Below are 14280 nucleotides of genomic sequence, written 5' to 3' on the forward strand. Positions count from 1 at the left end.
AGGGGGTGGTCCGCGGCAAGCGTGTGATCACCACGCTTCCCGGCGGGCAGGTCGAGCGAGCTCCCGACCGTCTCGACCGCGACTTCGTCGCCGCCGCCCCCAACCGCTGCTGGGTGGCTGACTTCACCCACGTGAAAACCTGGTCGGCGACCGTCTACGTCGCGTTCGTCGTGGACACTTTCTCCCGCCGGATCGTCGGCTGGTCGGCGGCCACCGTCAAGGAGACCGTCTTCGTCCTGGACGCCCTGGAGATGGCGATCTGGCAACGCGACCGCGAGCAACAACCCATCCGGCCAGGCGAGTTGATCCATCACTCGGACGCCGGGTCGCAGTACACGTCGTTCAGGCTCGCCGAGCATCTCGACGCCGCCGGCATAGCCGCGTCCATCGGCTCGGTCGGCGACGCCTACGACAACGCCCTGATGGAATCGGCGATCGGCCTGTACAAAACCGAGTTGATCAAACCCCAGCGGCCATGGAAGACGCTTTCCCAGGTCGAGCTGGCCACCGCCGAATGGGTCGACTGGTACAACCACCGCCGACTCCACGGTGAGATAGGCCATATCCCGCCCGTCGAGTACGAAGCCAACTACTACACGGAACTTACGAAACCCCAGGTCACAACCACAATCTGAGATCTCTACCGAACCCGGGGCGGTTCAAAGTCACTTCGTGCCCGCGCTGGAGCAGTTCCTCGGAAGCTCGGCCTGGCTGTCCCCTGCCCCGGTCAGCCGACCGACCCAGCAATGGCAGGCCGGCTACGCCGCCTTCATGCACCGCGGCCTCGCCGAGGTCGACTATGTCTATGTGTGGGCTGTCCTCACCTCGCCTGCCCGACCCGTCTTCCCAAACCCAGAGAAAGCGGCCCCGGACGGCCACCCGGCACCAAGAACAGACACCGGGCACCGCGCTACAACGTCGACATAACCGTCAAACGCCCGACATTCTCAAGGCCATCGGCAAACTTGGCAGGTCCTGGTAGGTAAAGAACAAGCTCAGAGCTTGTTTCTGAACCTCGGATGCATGACGATCGTCAGCCCTGGGATTCGTGGCAGTCAATGCGCCTGAAGGGTTGAGGAATGGCGACTCGTCGATGGCTCAAGGTCCTTGCCTGTGTTCTGTTCATTGTCGGCCCGGTCATGTTCTTCATCAACGCCGAGGCGGTCTTGAACGGCAACGCCGTCGAGTGCGACGGCAGCCCGATGAGACCAGGTCAGTGGTGCGCAAGCTTCAGCGGCGGCGGAAGCGTCAGCTACGACGAGGAGAAGAAGAACGAAGCCCGGGGCGAACTCGTCGGTTACGTCGGCGTGGGCCTCGGCACCCTTGGGATCGTTCTCCTCGTCAGCGACGGGATCACCACGCGACGAAGAAGCCGGTGACGCATCTTGTGTCAGCCGTTCGCGCATCGGTTACGGTGACCGCTTCGCGAACGACCCACCTTCGGTCCAATGGGCTGAAGTACGCTCCGATCCAGCGAACGAGGTTCGAAACGGGCACATTTGGATGGATTTCGTAAATCGGTCCAGTCCTGAGCGGATTTGCTGCGCGACTGCACCAGTCGGGGACTGCGTGCCCCCGTCCCGGCGGGGCGGCGATGGGGCTCTCGGCTCCTGGACGGCCTTGTCCGAGGTCTTCCCCCCGGCATCACAGGTGCTGGGTTCCCGAAACGGCCAACGTGCTCAACGCTCTGCCGAAGTCGGCCCCATTCCCGGCGCCCGCAAGGCGCTTCAGTCTTGCCCAGGCAGGCGTTCGCCTCACGGTATCGGCGATCGGCGGCACCGCCCTCGCTCAGCGGCGCACGCCGCTCCCACCGCCCACAGCGGGTCAGGCGGGACAGCGGCCGAGGAAGTCGCGGATGTGCCCGGCGATGGTGTGAAGGTGGCTTTCCAGGGCGAAGTGCCCGGATTCCAGCAGGTGGATCTCGGCGTCGGGTAGATCTTGCCGAAACGCCCGCGCGCCCTCGGGGCCGAAGATCTCGTCGTTGGCGCCCCAGACCGCCAGAAGCGGGACCCGCGAGTCGCGGAAGTACTGATGTACCTGTGGGTAGAGGTCCACGTTCGTGGGGTAGTCGCGGAAGAGTTTGAGCTGGATCTCGTCGTTGCCGGGGCGGTCGAGCAGCGCTTGGTCATGGACCCAGTTGTCGGGGCTGATCAGGCTGGGGTCGGATACTCCGTTCACGTACTGCCACCGGGTGGCCTCAAGGGAGAGAGCGTCTCGCATGGGGCCCTCGGTGTCCGGGCCCGGGTTCTTGGCGTAGGCGAAGGCGGCGTCCCAGAAGGGCCTGACGAACCCTTCTTCGTATGCGTTGCCGTTCTGGGTGATGATCGCGGTGACGCGGTCGGGGTCCTGGAGGGCGAGACGCCATCCGATGGGGGCACCGTAATCCTGCACGTACATCGCGAACCGGTCGACGCCCAGCCGCTGGAGCAGGCCGGCGGTGACCTCGGCCAGGGCGTCGAAGGTGTAGGGGAAGTCCTCCATGGGGGGCATCGCGCTCTGGCCGAACCCGATGTGGTCGGGGGCGATCACGTGGTAGCGGTCGGCCAGTGCCGGGATCAGGTGACGGAACATGTGCGAGCTGGTCGGGAAGCCGTGCAGCAGGACGACGACGGGTGCTGCGGGGTCGCCCGCCTCCCGGTAGAAGACGTCAAGGCCGTCGATGCGGGCGGTGCGGTGGTGGACTGCGGGACTCATCCTTCTAACCCTTCTTATTGCCGTCGCTGGTTATACATTCAGTCGACCACGTCGAGGCTAACCAGTCAAGTGGCGTTTAGTGGTTAGGTTGCGATCCCTTCATGTAACCTGTCAAGTGCAACAAAAGGGTTAGGAGACAGCGCGGTGGCCGATCGGGAACAGCAGGACGCCCTGCTGGAACTCCTCAACAGCACGCCGGTGATCAACGGCGTCGTGCACGATGAGCTGGAAGATCCGGAAGCGGCCCGGTCCTGGCAGCGCAGTCACGGCGGGAGCGGCACCGCCGCCGAGCGGAAGCAGTTGATGGAGGTTCGCGAGGCGTTGCAACAGGTGGTCCGTGGGGACCGGCCGGCCACCTCACTGTCCCCACTGCTCAAGGGCGTCACCTCTCATCCGCGCATCACCGCGGAAGGCGTGTCCTGGGAGCCGAATCCCCCCGCAGACCGCCGTATGGCGGTGCAAGCGGTGCTGACGTGGGGCGCGCTGCAGCAAGGCATGCCTGGCAGGCTGCGCCCCTGCGCCAATCCGGAGTGCCGGCTGTTCCTCTTGGACCGCAGCAAGACGAACAAGGCCCGCTGGTGCTCGATGGCACTGTGCGGCAACCGCATGAAGGCCAGGCGCCATTACCAGCGCAGCCGCAAAGGAGCCACTGACTAGCTGGAGGCACTGCAGAGGGGCGAGCGCTCCGCCGGTGGACCACGAACACCTGCCCGGCACCCGGCACTTCGGCCCGGAACTTCGTGGGTCACGAACGCCGTCCGCCGGGCTCCCAGGCGTGCACCTCGATGTCCGCGTACCGATCACGGCTCAGAACGGCTCGTGCCACGTCCGGGGACGGGGCCCGCAGCAGTACCGCGGCACCCAGCAACCTGGCGCCGTCGTCGGACAGCAGTGGCCCGTACGCGATCAGCTCATCCGGGTCGGGCGGCAAGGCCAGGTCGGGGGTCCGTGCCGAGCCTAGGCCGAGGACCAGGTACCGACTGCCGCCGCTCCGGCCACCCGGGAAGTCCCCCATGGAACGCCCCAGCATGTTGCGCCACCGGCGCAGCAGCACGTCCCGGTAGACGCCGGCCTGGTAGTTGGGCTCGTCGAAGGCGAAGGCACGTGCAGTGGCGGGATCAGGCACGTCGACGATGTGCACGCTGCCGGTGGGCGTCTCTCCGTCGTCGGCGAACGTCGGACCGCGGGCGATCATCTTCTCGGCGTACCGGTCCATGTAGGACCAGTGCTCCTCCAGAAGCTCGTCCCGTAACGGAAGCGAGCCGGGCCGATCGCGGTGGTAGCAGAAGAACTCCATACCCGAGACCCTCCCCTACCAGAGGGTCGGGTCTCAACCGACCATGGCGAGGTGGCCTGCCACGGCACCGTGGCAGGCCACCCGGCCACTCAGACTCTCACGGGGTGAGGTTGCCGGTCAGCGGCGGTGATACCCACGGCCCCACGATGCGCTGTCGACCTCGCGGCCGCGGTGGTTGGACAGGGTCGCCTCGCCGCGGTGGTTGTCCCATACGTGGTGACGGCGGTCCTGGAAGAGGTCGGTGCGGGTGTCGCGGCCGCTGCCGGTGTGCACGCGGACGGTGGAGCGGCCGTCCAGACGGAAGCGGTCGAAGGTGTACGTGTGGCCGTCCCGGCCGGACAGCGTCCAGCCGTCCAGGTTCACGCTGCGCCGACCGGTGTTGGTGACGTCGATCCACTCCCTGTTCAGGGAGCGGTTGGACCGGTCGTCACGTCCCGGCGCGTCGTACTGCACGTCACTGATGACGACGTCGTGACGGTCGTTGCGGCGCTCACCGTGGTCCGCGGAAGCCGGCAGCGCCGTCACCGCCGTGAGTGCACAGGCGGTGAGCGTGGCGGAGAGCAGACGACGGGCGGTGATGGAAGCAGACACGAGATCCCTCTCGGTTCAGGACCCCGTAGCCGTCTCCTCTGAAACCGGAGAGGCCGGGGTGCGGGCGTCCCGGCCGGTGTCGGCCGAGGACCCACACGTTGCCCCCCGCCACACACTCCAGCGGTGAACCACCGACCCATGTTTCCAAATACGGACATTTTGGTAACAGTCGGTTGTTTATCGCATGGACCTGTGCGAATACGGCGTGCATATCTGTGGCCCCTGCATCCAGCCTTGGGGTGCAGGGGCCACACCCCGCAGCCCAGTGCGCCGCACCGGCAAGCCACCGGCCCCCGCCAACAGCACTCACCCGAAAGTGAGCAACAGGCGACATACGACTCCAGGCCCCACAACTGGAGTTCGGGGCGGTACCCGTGGACCGTGCTCCGCCCACCGCGCGTCGTTCCGAGTGCTGCCGGGCCGCAAGGGTAGTCAGGTGCGGTGACTACCCCCTTCGCACCCACGCCTGGCGGCTCGCCCGAGGCCGGGGCTCCGGCGCTCAAGAAGGCGCTGACGACACCTCTGCTCTATTTCTTCATCCTGGGCGACGTGCTGGGCGCCGGCCTCTACGTCCTCGTGGGCCAGGTCGCCGCGGAGTCGGGCGGCGCCGTGTGGGTACCGCTCGTCCTCGCCCTGCTGCTGTCGCTCCTGACGGCGGCGTCGTACGCCGAACTCGCGACGAAGTACCCGAAGGCCGGCGGCGCCTCCCACTATGCGACCCTCGCCTACGGCCCGCTCACCGGGTTCCTGGCCGGATTCTGCATGCTCGCCGCGGGCATCGTGTCGGTCGCCGCACTGGCACGTGGTTTCGCCGGCGACTACCTGACCACCTTCGTCAGCCTTCCCGTCGTCCTGGTCGCGGCGATCTTCCTGTGCGCACTGGCGCTGCTCAATGCCCGGGGCATCAGGGAATCCACCGGCGCCAACGTGGCCGCGACACTCGTGGAGGTGAGCGGTCTCCTCCTCGTCGTCGGTCTCGGCGTCCGGGTGCTCGTGCGCGGCGATGGCGACGCGGGCAGGCTGGTGAACCTGGGCACCGCCGGCACAGGTGCAGCCGCGGGCGTCCTGAGCGCTACGGTGCTCGCGTACTACTCCTTCGTCGGCTTCGAGACCTCCGTCAACGTCGCCGAGGAGACCCGCGATCCGCGTCGCTCGTATCCGCTCGCCCTCTTCGGCGCACTGGGGACGGCCGGCGCCGTCTACGCCCTGGTCGGGATCGTCGCCTCGGCCGCCGTCCCCACCGAAACGCTGGCCCGCTCCAGCGGTCCCCTGCTCGAAGTGGTGAAGGAGGCGGGCGGAGTTCCGCCGAAGCTGTTCAGTGCCATCGCCCTCGTCGCCGTCGCCAACGGCGCGCTGCTCACCGGCATCATGAGTTCCCGTCTGGCCTACGGGATGGCCCGGGACGGTCTCCTCCCCCGCTTCCTGACCGCGCTGCTTCCCCGGCGCCGTACCCCGTGGGCCGCCATCGCGGCCACGACCTCGCTGTCCTTGCTGCTGGCGCTGACGGGCGACGTGGCGACCCTCGCTTCCACGCTCGTGCTGCTCCTCCTCGTGGTGTTCTTCATCGTCAACACCGCCGTCCTCGTCCAGCGGCGTGACCGCCCGGCCGCGCCGCATTTCCACGCGTACACGGCCGTGCCCGTCCTCGGCGCGCTCTCCTGCGTGGCGCTCGCGACGCAGATCGACAGCGAAGTCTGGATCCGCGGACTGATCGTCATCGCGATCGGCGTCGCCCTCGGCGCCGTCACCGCCCTGCGCCGCCGCAAGGCGTCCTCGTGACCGGCACTGCCCGGTCTGTCACCGGCTCCGACCCGACGCACGCTCAGGCCCTGCACCTCTCCGGCTGAGGGCTCAAGCACTCAGGCGCGCCAAAGCCTGCGTGGTGTTCCTCCCGGCCGCTACTTCGAGGTCATGCTCGTACGCCGCTGGGCCTCGGCAGCAGGGCTTCGTCGACGTACAGATCGACGTGCTCGTTGTAGAACGCGGTCATGCCCGCGATGCCGTGGGCAGGGACGGTCGGAAAGTCGTACACCCAGGCGATGTCCTCGTAGGAAGTGGTGCCGCTGTCGAACGACCAGTAGCTGCTCGTCGTCCCTTTGTACGGGCACTGCGTCACCGTGTCCGAGCGCCGCAGCTGTGTCCAGTCGATGTGCGTGCGGTCGAGGTAGTAGCGAGTCGGCAGACCGGTTTCGAACAGCTTCACGCAGTAGGGGGCATCCGCCAGCACGGTCCCGTCCAACTCCACTCGGACGCTGCTGGACGAGCGCAGAGCGTCGACACGGGAGTACGGGCTCCTGGGGTGCACGAAGACGGGCTCGTCCTCCTCGAACCAGGACTCGAGCGCCTCCCATGCGAAGCGCACCGTGCCGTGCAGGGGCCGCGGGGCACCCTCACCCCACACCCAGGCCGCGCCTTCACGGATCTCGGGGCCGACCTGCAGGGTGTGCCGGTGCGCCGGGCCCGGACCGAGTTGCTCGGTGCGGTCGTCGTCGACGAGCACGCCGTCGACCAAGTCCTTGATCGGGATGCAGAACTGAGGGTAGGCCTGCCGCTCCCAGACGTACAGGGCACGGCGTGTGTCGAACACGACGCGGCCGTCGATCATGCCCCGGACGCGCCGCGGCACAGGCTCGACGTGGCCGATCGGGACGATCAGGCTCGGATGGAGAACACTTTCCGCTGCCATGGGACACCTGCGTTCGAATCGCCGACTGTGCACTCGCTGAGCCCGGTGCCTGCGGGGCCCCGGATGACCACGCACCCTTCGGGCCCGATGCCCTCACCTGCCCCCGATGCTAGTCACTGTGCGGAACCGTGGCCCGCAGCCCGGTGTGCGCGGGCGCTCATGCGCCTGCCCGGTCAGGCTGCTCTCCCACCCGCCTTGCGGAGCTGGTGTACCAGGGGCTGCCGCATGGCTCGGCGTTCGTCCGCTGTTGTGCCGCCCCATACGCCGTCCAGCGGATCGGCTGCCAGCGCCCAGTCCAGGCACTCCCGTATGACCGGACAGCGATGACAGACGGACTTCGCCAGAGCTGTCTGTGCCTCGGTCGGACGGCTGCTCGTGTCGCCTATGGGGAAGAACAGGTCAGGATCGGCGCCCCCGCAGAGCGCCTGTTCACGCCAGTCCACGGCGCACCTCCTCGTGGCGGATTCATCAGGGCCGAAGTCCTTGAGGTCTCGAATCGAGAGCTCTCTGGCAGATATGACCGAATAGTCGGCGCTGCTGTGACAGGTCCTGAAGCCGCCGGCACTGGTCGACGTGGGCCGGCAAGAAAGATGCACTGCGCCTGCGGCAGCCGCGGGTGTTCCTGGCGATGCTTGTCGCATCGGGCCGTGCGCGTCACGGACGGACCACGCTGCCGGCCTGCCGGCGGTCAAGGTGGGCGCGGCGTGGCAGCCGGCCTCGGCGTCGCCGCACGGGGGCCGCGACGGGCCCCCGACAGCCTTGCGCTCACGGGCTCCCTACACGGGCGCCGCTCCGCTCTGTGCCGCCTTGCGGTGCCGTGCGGAGAGGCGGGAGCCGGACTCGCGGCGCGCGGCGCGGCGCAGGAGGGGCACTGCCAGGAGGAAGCCCAGGACCGCCCAGGCGGCCAACACCAGGGCGACCATGGGAAGTTCCCACGAGCCGGCCGCCTCTGCGGCCCGCGCCCCGTCCGGGAGCAGCGCCGAACGCAGGCCCTGCGCCATCCACTTGAGCGGGAAGACCGCCGCCACCTGCTGGACCGGCACGGGCAGCGAGGTGATCGGGAACACCGTCCCGGAGATGATCAGCAACCCCATCGTCGGCAGCATGATCAACGCCAGCGCCTCGCGGGGGTTGGGCAGGACCGCGCCGATGGCCGCACCCATCGGTACGACGGCCAGCAGCCCCAGCGTGGTGACCCACAGCAGCGTCAGCCAGTCGCCCGGCCCGTGCGGCAGTGGCCCGTCCACCAGCAGCGCCGCGGCCCCCAGGAGCAGGGCCAGGGTGCCGACCGCCACCACGACCACCAGCAGGCACTTGGCGACGAGATAGGCCGGTATCCCGCCGGGGGTGGCACGCAGCCGCAGCAGGGCGCCCTCCTCCCGCTCGGTCACGAGGATCTGCGGGAGGTTGACCATTCCGATCTGGAACAGCAGGTAAGCGGCGAATCCTGCCAGCACCAGATGGGCCATGGGAGTGCCGGTGCCGGGCACGTCGTCGCTGATGTAGCCGGCGACGAGCAGCGCGACGATCACGTTGGTCAGGTGGCCGAACATCTCCTTGCCGTTACGCAGGAGGTGCCGCAACTCGATGACGCCGCGCTGGAGGCCCGCACGCCAACTGTTCGTCAGAAGGGTCACGTTCATGCGGCCTGTGCCTCCTCGTCCGCGGTCCCGTCCGTGCCGTCGGCCCCCCGGTGCACCATGTGCAGGTAGGTGTCCTCCAGCGTCGGGCGGCGGACCTCCAGGTCGGCGATGGGGCCCGCCGCGCTCCGGTGGAGTTCCCAAACGAGGTGTGAGGGGTCCTCGGTGCGTTCACGGCGGGGCGTCCCGTCGTCGGCGGTCCAGCGGACCTCAGCCTGGGCGGCGGCCCGCCGGGCCAGTTCCGCGGGCGTGCCGCAGGCCCGGATCCGGCCGCCGACCAGCATGGCGATGCGGTCGGCGAGGCGTTCGGCCTCCGCCAGGTCGTGGGTGGTGAGCAGGACGGTGACGCCCTCGTCGCGAGCGAGCCGTTCGACCAGGGCGTGGAACTCGTACCGCGCCTCCGGGTCGAAGCCGGTGGTCGGCTCGTCCAGGAAGAGGAGTTCGGGGCGGCCGACGATACCGAGCGCGACGTCCAGCCGCCTTCGCTGGCCGCCGGACAGCCGGTCCACCTGTCGGCCGGCCTGGTCCGTGAGGCCGACCAGGGCCAGCAGCTCGGCCGGGTCGCGCGGGTCGGGGTAGTACGTGGCGAAGTGCTTCAGCAACTCCGCCACCCGCCAGCGGCGGTGGTCGCGCCAGGACTGCAGGACCAGTCCGATCCGCCCGCGCCAGGCGTCGTCCCCCCGCTCCGGGTCCGTACCGAGGACACTCACCTCCCCGGAAGAGCGGCGCCGGAAGCCTTCCAGGATCTCGACGGTGGTGGTCTTCCCGGCGCCGTTGGGTCCGAGCAGCGCGAAGACCTCGCCGCGGTGGATGTCCAGGTCCACGCCGTGGAGGACGTCGATGTCGCCGTACGTCATCGTCACCTCGCGCGCGTGAACGACGGGCCGGCCAGGTGTGTGCTTCGGCGTCATCGTGCCGCCCCCGAGTTGTGTCGCTGTCGTGGTGATGCTTCGGTGTCCGCCGCGGTGCCGGCGGCATCGACGATCGCCCGCAGAGCCGCGACGTGTCCCTCGAAGGCGGTGCGGCCGCGGTCCGTCAGGCGAACCCTGGTGCGCCGCTTGCGACCGCCGCCCTCCTTGTGGAGCTCCAGGTATCCGGCCTCTTCGAGGGTGTGCAGCTGTTTGGAGAGCGCCGAGTCACTGAGCGAGAGGCTGTCGCGGACGAAGGCGAAGTCCGCCCACTCGGTGGTGGCCAGCAGTGCGACCACCGTCAGCCGGGTCGCGGGATGGATCAGTTCGTCGAAGCCGGCGGGAATGCTCATCCGTCCCTCCCCGCACGGGCTTCCCGCACGCCCCGGCCACGCAGCGAGCCGGCCGCCCATCGGTTCGCCGGCCCGGCGAACATCACGAACACGGCCGCCGACGCGGTGGCCTGGATCAGGCTGCCGGACAGCGGCTCCAGCGGCTCGACCAGACGGCCGGACAGCAGAGCCGTCCCCCCTGTCACCACCGCCGCCGAGGCGAACGTGGCCGGGAACCGCCAGTCGTAGCGCGAGTGGTGCAGACGCAGCCGGCTTCTGCGGTGGTGCACCACGGCCAGCCCGACCAGCAGCGAGACATACGCCGCGGCGGCCAGCCCGACGCCCCACCGGGGCAGGTCCAGGCCCAGCACGGCCAGGAAGATCCACATGATCACGGCGGTGGAGTACGTCGCGGCGGGACCGCCGGACGCGGAACGCTCGACCTCGTCGTACACCCGCTCCTGCGGCACCCGAATGCGCTGCAGGTCTTGCCAGGCCTGTTCGGCGTCCACCGGCGCGCTCACGGCCGCCACCTCCCTCCGGATCCGACTTTCCCACTGGGAAAGCTACCCGCGACTTTCCCGGTAGGCAAGTCGTGCTCGGGCCCTGTGCTTCGACGGTCTCGGTCGGGGGAGGTGTATTCGGCGTCGGTACCGCGGATCGCATCTCGGCCTCCGAAGGGAAGTGTCAGTAGACCGCCGACGGAGCGCCCCCGCAGGCCCGCGCGACGGCACCCGGACGGGCTGTGGATGCCTGCGGTTGCGCGAGGGGTGCGTGCTGCGCGGGTGGCCCAGGGGTGGTCCCTGGAGACTCTGGCCGCTCGCTCCGGGGTCAGTAGGGGCATGCTCGTGCACATCGAGCAGGGCCGTACGAACCCGAGTACCGGCACGCTGTGCAGGCTGACGGATGCCCTGGGGACGACCCTGTCCCGGCTGGTCGAGACCTCGGAGCTGCCGTTGGCCCGTGTGGTCCGGGCCGGGGAGGGGGCGTGTCTGTGGCGTAGTGAGCACAGTCCCGGGCGGGCTGGCTGTGACCCGCCGGAGCGCCGGAGCCCCCCGAACCGCCCGGGAACGCCGGAACGCCGCCGGCCACCGTGATCGACGGCGGCCGGCGGCGTTCCGAAGGCCTTGGGTCAGGCCTGGTCGGTGAGCGTGGCGTTCACCAGCGGACCGATGACCGCGAGGGCTTCGGGCGTCATCAGGTGCAGGTGCTCGAAGTCGACCACCTGGTAGCGGGGTTGCCGGGCGAGGTACGGCGCCCAGTCCTCCGCGCCGACCGTAGCGACGACACCTACACGCCGAGCGACTCCAGCCGAACGGCCGTGGCGGCCCGCGTTCGCTGATGTTCCCGCTGGATGGAGACGCAGATCGGTCCAGTTCTGCTCGATATATTCGAGGCACCCCTCTCGCGCTCCCGGCCGGTACGGAGTGCGCTGCGGGACGAGGAGATCGCGGACGGCGCCGAAGGCGACGTGATGGTGGTCGACAACATCCTCACCGCCCACGGCCGGGAGCCGTTCCGGGGCGAGCGCCGCATCGTCGTCGCCATGGGCGACCCGGTCAACGTCCGGGACTGCCTGCCCACCGTCGACGCCGAGGCGAGGTTCGTCTGAGATGGCCGACCGTCAGCACGCCGCCGGCCACGACCCGCTGACCCGGTTCCTGCGGGCCGCCGCCGCCACGCCGGACCGCCTCGCCGTCCGCTCCCGCGGCACCGGCCTCACCTTCGCCCAGCTCGCCGACCGCGTCGCCGCCCTGGCCGGCGCCCTGCGCGAGCGCGGCGTACGCCGTGGCGACCACGTCGGCGTCTGCCTGGAGCGCGGCGTCGACCTCGTCACCGCACTGCTCGCCGCCTGGAGCACGGGCGCAGCCTACGTGCCGCTCGACCCGCGCTATCCCGACGAGCGGATCGCCTTCATGATCCGCGACTGCGGCCCACGGCTGGTCGTCGCGGCCGACGAACGCCCGACCCGGCTCGCCGACGTCGAGGTGATCGTCCCCGCCGCCGCCGGCCCCGCCACCGCGTCGGTGCCTGTGACCCCCGCCGACGCCGCCTACGTCATCTACACCTCCGGCTCCACCGGCGTGCCCAAGGGCGTCGTCGCGACCCGGGGCGGCGTGGCCTCCCTGCTGCACCGGCTCGAAGCCGTCGGCGCCTACCCCGACGAGCACCGCGTGGTCGGCTGGAATGCCAGCGCGTCCTTCGACGCCTCCGTCCAGCAGTGGGCACGGATCTGCCGCGGCGACACCATCGTCGTCCTCGACGAGGAGGAGCGGCGCGACCCCGCCCGCTTCGGCGCCGCACTGGCCGAGTACGGGATCACCGACGTCGACGCCACCCCGTCCCACTGGGAGGCCGTGGAGCCCGGAATCACCAGCCTGTCGCTGCGCCTGTTCCTCGGCGGCGAGCCGGTCTCCCCCGCGCTGTGGCGGCGACTGGCCGAGGCCGGGCGGCAGGGCCGCGTCGAGGCGTACAACCTGTACGGGCCGACCGAGTGCACCGTCGACTCCACCACCGCCCCGATCGAGGGCGACGAGCCGCACATAGGCCCGCCGCTGCCCGACGTCGAGGCCCACGTGCTGGACGACCGCCTGGCGAAGGTCCCGGTGGGCGTCACCGGCGAGCTCTACCTCGCCGGCCCCGCCGTCGCCCGCGGCTACGTCAACCGCCCTGGCCTGACCGCCGAACGCTTCGTCGCCGACCCGTTCGCCAGCGGCGGAGGCCGGATGTACCGCACCGGCGACGAAGTCCGGTGGCGGGCCGACGGCGCACTGGAGTTCGTCGGCCGGGCCGACCGCCAGGTCAAGGTGCGCGGCTTCCGGATCGAACCCGGCGAGATCGAGGCCGCCGTCGCCGCCTACCGCGAAGGCTGCGCCGCCGTCGTGGTCGCCCGCGCCGACGACCTGGTCGCGTACTGCGTCGGCGACGTCGACCTCGACGCGCTGCGCGCGCACCTGGCCGCACAGCTGCCGGCCCACCTGGTCCCCGCACACCTCGTCCCGATCGCTGCGTTCCCGCTGACCGTCAACGGCAAGATCGACCTCGCCGGGCTCCCCGACCCCGACGCCGACCGGATCGACGGGCGGCAGCCGGAAGGCAAGTACGAGGAGCTGGTCGCCGACGTGTGGGCGGATGTCCTCGGCCGGGACCGGGTCTTCGCCGACGACGACTTCTTCGCCCTCGGCGCCCACTCGCTGATGGCGATCCGCGTCGTGGCCCGGGTCAAGAAGGAGCTCGGCACGGCCCTGTCCATCCGCGACGTCTACCGGCGGCCGCTGCTACGGGACTTCGCGGAGTTCGTCCGGGCCACCCACGTCGGCGCGGCCGCGACGGCCGAGCGCTAGAGGAGAACACATGACCAACCGCCTGGGGGCGGCCCGGCAGAACACCGCCGTGATCCGCCCGAAACAGCTCGACGACGCCGCCACCACCCTGGTCTGCCTGGGCTTCTGCGGCGGCGGCACCGGGGCCTACCACCCGTGGGCCGAGGTCGTCGCACCAGACGTGGACCTCGCGCTGGTCTGCTACCCCGGCCGGGACGGCCGCTTCATGGAGGACTTCGCCACTACCTGGGACGAGCTCGCCGAGGACGCCACCCGCGCCGTCGTCTCCGCCGTCGGCGACCGCCCCTACGTCCTGTTCGGCCACAGCATGGGCGGTTGGATGGCCTTCGACGTCGCCACCCGGCTGGAGGCCCGGGGCAGCTCCGTCCCCGACGCCCTGGCGGTGTCCTCGTGCAACGCCCCGGCCCGCGGCCTCACCCCGCGCGACATGTTCCCGGCCCGCCAGGACACCGACGAGGACCTGATGACCTGGATGCGCACCCACGGGCTGGTCGCCGAACACGTGCTCGGCGACCCGGACCTGCTGGAGATGGCGGTGGAGATCATGCGCGCCGACATCGCCGTGCGCGACACCTTCCACCACAACGGCGCCCTGGGCGTCACCATGCCGGTGCAGTTCCTCGCTGGCGCCGACGACGTGGTGATCGAGGCCGACGCGCCCGCCCAGTGGAAGGAGTTGGCCCTCGGCTCCTACCGGCACGACCAGCTGCCCGGCGGGCACTTCTACACCCCCGAGGTATGGCGGACCCTGCCCACCCAGATCAGCGCGATCAACCCGTAGAAACGAT

17 protein-coding genes and 1 pseudogene are annotated in these 14280 nt (G+C 69.9%); 9 read left to right on the forward strand and 9 right to left on the reverse strand.

What is annotated here, in order from left to right:
* From ACIHCM_RS16585 to ACIHCM_RS16595, 3 genes and pseudogenes are all read left to right on the forward strand, one after another.
* A partial coding sequence (locus tag ACIHCM_RS16585) for an IS3 family transposase (RefSeq protein ID WP_399895590.1) occupies positions 1-635 on the forward strand: 635 nt, incomplete at its 5' end.
* A 444-nt stretch (positions 636-1079) separates the two neighbouring features.
* Positions 1080-1379, forward strand: coding sequence for a hypothetical protein (locus tag ACIHCM_RS16590; RefSeq protein ID WP_399895593.1), 300 nt, complete (start codon positions 1080-1082; stop codon positions 1377-1379).
* A 114-nt stretch (positions 1380-1493) separates the two neighbouring features.
* Positions 1494-1702, forward strand: a pseudogene (locus ACIHCM_RS16595) (IS256 family transposase); the annotation flags it as partial.
* Positions 1703-1824: 122 nt separating this feature from the next.
* Here the strand turns inward: ACIHCM_RS16595 and ACIHCM_RS16600 are convergent.
* Positions 1825-2694 carry an alpha/beta fold hydrolase gene (locus tag ACIHCM_RS16600; RefSeq protein WP_399895596.1) on the reverse strand — a complete coding sequence of 290 codons (870 nt, stop codon included), beginning with the start codon at positions 2692-2694 and terminating at the stop codon, positions 1825-1827.
* 144 nt (positions 2695-2838) lie between these two features.
* On the opposite strand from ACIHCM_RS16600, the gene ACIHCM_RS16605 reads away from it, so the two are divergent.
* Positions 2839-3351 (forward strand): CGNR zinc finger domain-containing protein, encoded by a 513-nt coding sequence (locus tag ACIHCM_RS16605; protein WP_399895599.1) that lies wholly within the window; start codon positions 2839-2841, stop codon positions 3349-3351.
* 88 nt (positions 3352-3439) lie between these two features.
* On the opposite strand, the gene ACIHCM_RS16610 is transcribed toward ACIHCM_RS16605, so the two are convergent.
* Positions 3440-3991, reverse strand: a complete 552-nt coding sequence (locus ACIHCM_RS16610) for a YciI family protein (protein ID WP_399895602.1) — start codon at positions 3989-3991, stop codon at positions 3440-3442.
* Positions 3992-4108: 117 nt separating this feature from the next.
* Positions 4109-4582: a lamin tail domain-containing protein gene (locus ACIHCM_RS16615; RefSeq protein WP_399895605.1), complete on the reverse strand. Its 474-nt coding sequence runs from the start codon at positions 4580-4582 to the stop codon at positions 4109-4111.
* A gap of 441 nt (positions 4583-5023) precedes the next feature.
* Here ACIHCM_RS16615 and ACIHCM_RS16620 point away from each other — a divergent pair, with 441 nt between their 5' ends.
* On the forward strand, positions 5024-6361 hold the full coding sequence (locus tag ACIHCM_RS16620) for an APC family permease (RefSeq protein ID WP_399895608.1): 1338 nt from the start codon (positions 5024-5026) through the stop codon (positions 6359-6361).
* Positions 6362-6491: 130 nt separating this feature from the next.
* Here ACIHCM_RS16620 and ACIHCM_RS16625 read toward each other — a convergent pair whose 3' ends face one another.
* The 6 genes from ACIHCM_RS16625 to ACIHCM_RS16650 form a co-directional block, all read right to left on the reverse strand.
* Positions 6492-7268, reverse strand: a complete 777-nt coding sequence (locus ACIHCM_RS16625; protein WP_399895611.1) for a DUF427 domain-containing protein — start codon at positions 7266-7268, stop codon at positions 6492-6494.
* A gap of 173 nt (positions 7269-7441) precedes the next feature.
* Positions 7442-7711 carry a WhiB family transcriptional regulator gene (locus ACIHCM_RS16630; protein ID WP_399895614.1) on the reverse strand — a complete coding sequence of 90 codons (270 nt, stop codon included), beginning with the start codon at positions 7709-7711 and terminating at the stop codon, positions 7442-7444.
* Positions 7712-8044: 333 nt separating this feature from the next.
* Complete coding sequence (locus ACIHCM_RS16635) at positions 8045-8911, reverse strand: ABC transporter permease (RefSeq protein ID WP_399895618.1); 867 nt, start codon at positions 8909-8911, stop codon at positions 8045-8047.
* On the reverse strand, positions 8908-9819 hold the full coding sequence (locus ACIHCM_RS16640; protein WP_399895621.1) for an ABC transporter ATP-binding protein: 912 nt from the start codon (positions 9817-9819) through the stop codon (positions 8908-8910). Before ACIHCM_RS16640 ends, ACIHCM_RS16635 begins: the two co-directional genes overlap by 4 nt.
* Positions 9816-10169 carry a transcriptional regulator gene (locus ACIHCM_RS16645; protein WP_399895624.1) on the reverse strand — a complete coding sequence of 118 codons (354 nt, stop codon included), beginning with the start codon at positions 10167-10169 and terminating at the stop codon, positions 9816-9818. Before ACIHCM_RS16645 ends, ACIHCM_RS16640 begins: the two co-directional genes overlap by 4 nt.
* The gene (locus ACIHCM_RS16650; protein WP_399895627.1) at positions 10166-10672 is read right to left on the reverse strand and encodes a hypothetical protein; all 507 of its coding nucleotides are present in this window, start codon (positions 10670-10672) and stop codon (positions 10166-10168) included. The genes ACIHCM_RS16645 and ACIHCM_RS16650 overlap by 4 nt, the downstream gene beginning before the upstream one ends.
* A gap of 225 nt (positions 10673-10897) precedes the next feature.
* Between ACIHCM_RS16650 and ACIHCM_RS16655 the strand changes: the two genes are divergently transcribed.
* From ACIHCM_RS16655 to ACIHCM_RS16670, 4 genes are all read left to right on the forward strand, one after another.
* Entirely contained in the window at positions 10898-11245 is a 348-nt protein-coding gene (locus tag ACIHCM_RS16655) for a helix-turn-helix domain-containing protein (protein ID WP_399895630.1), read from the forward strand.
* Positions 11246-11502: 257 nt separating this feature from the next.
* Positions 11503-11760 carry a hypothetical protein gene (locus ACIHCM_RS16660; protein WP_399895633.1) on the forward strand — a complete coding sequence of 86 codons (258 nt, stop codon included), beginning with the start codon at positions 11503-11505 and terminating at the stop codon, positions 11758-11760.
* Between the two features lies 1 nt (position 11761).
* Positions 11762-13492: a non-ribosomal peptide synthetase gene (locus tag ACIHCM_RS16665; protein WP_399895636.1), complete on the forward strand. Its 1731-nt coding sequence runs from the start codon at positions 11762-11764 to the stop codon at positions 13490-13492.
* 10 nt (positions 13493-13502) lie between these two features.
* On the forward strand, positions 13503-14273 hold the full coding sequence (locus tag ACIHCM_RS16670; RefSeq protein WP_399895639.1) for a thioesterase II family protein: 771 nt from the start codon (positions 13503-13505) through the stop codon (positions 14271-14273).
* Positions 14274-14280: the final 7 nt, after the last annotated feature.

The organism is Streptomyces sp. NPDC052023, assembly GCF_044548465.1.
Taxonomy (GTDB): domain Bacteria; phylum Actinomycetota; class Actinomycetes; order Streptomycetales; family Streptomycetaceae; genus Streptomyces.

Excerpts from the sequence above, each read along its gene's own strand:
- ACIHCM_RS16590 (WP_399895593.1), top strand. The coding sequence starts at position 1,080 with ATGGCGACTCGTCGATGGCTCAAGGTCCTTGCCTGTGTTCTGTTCATT.
- ACIHCM_RS16600 (WP_399895596.1), bottom strand. The coding sequence starts at position 2,694 with ATGAGTCCCGCAGTCCACCACCGCACCGCCCGCATCGACGGCCTTGAC.
- ACIHCM_RS16610 (WP_399895602.1), bottom strand. The coding sequence starts at position 3,991 with ATGGAGTTCTTCTGCTACCACCGCGATCGGCCCGGCTCGCTTCCGTTA.
- ACIHCM_RS16625 (WP_399895611.1), bottom strand. The coding sequence starts at position 7,268 with ATGGCAGCGGAAAGTGTTCTCCATCCGAGCCTGATCGTCCCGATCGGC.
- ACIHCM_RS16635 (WP_399895618.1), bottom strand. The coding sequence starts at position 8,911 with ATGAACGTGACCCTTCTGACGAACAGTTGGCGTGCGGGCCTCCAGCGC.
- ACIHCM_RS16640 (WP_399895621.1), bottom strand. The coding sequence starts at position 9,819 with ATGACGCCGAAGCACACACCTGGCCGGCCCGTCGTTCACGCGCGCGAG.
- ACIHCM_RS16645 (WP_399895624.1), bottom strand. The coding sequence starts at position 10,169 with ATGAGCATTCCCGCCGGCTTCGACGAACTGATCCATCCCGCGACCCGG.
- ACIHCM_RS16655 (WP_399895630.1), top strand. The coding sequence starts at position 10,898 with ATGCCTGCGGTTGCGCGAGGGGTGCGTGCTGCGCGGGTGGCCCAGGGG.
- ACIHCM_RS16660 (WP_399895633.1), top strand. The coding sequence starts at position 11,503 with ATGGAGACGCAGATCGGTCCAGTTCTGCTCGATATATTCGAGGCACCC.
- ACIHCM_RS16665 (WP_399895636.1), top strand. The coding sequence starts at position 11,762 with ATGGCCGACCGTCAGCACGCCGCCGGCCACGACCCGCTGACCCGGTTC.
- ACIHCM_RS16670 (WP_399895639.1), top strand. The coding sequence starts at position 13,503 with ATGACCAACCGCCTGGGGGCGGCCCGGCAGAACACCGCCGTGATCCGC.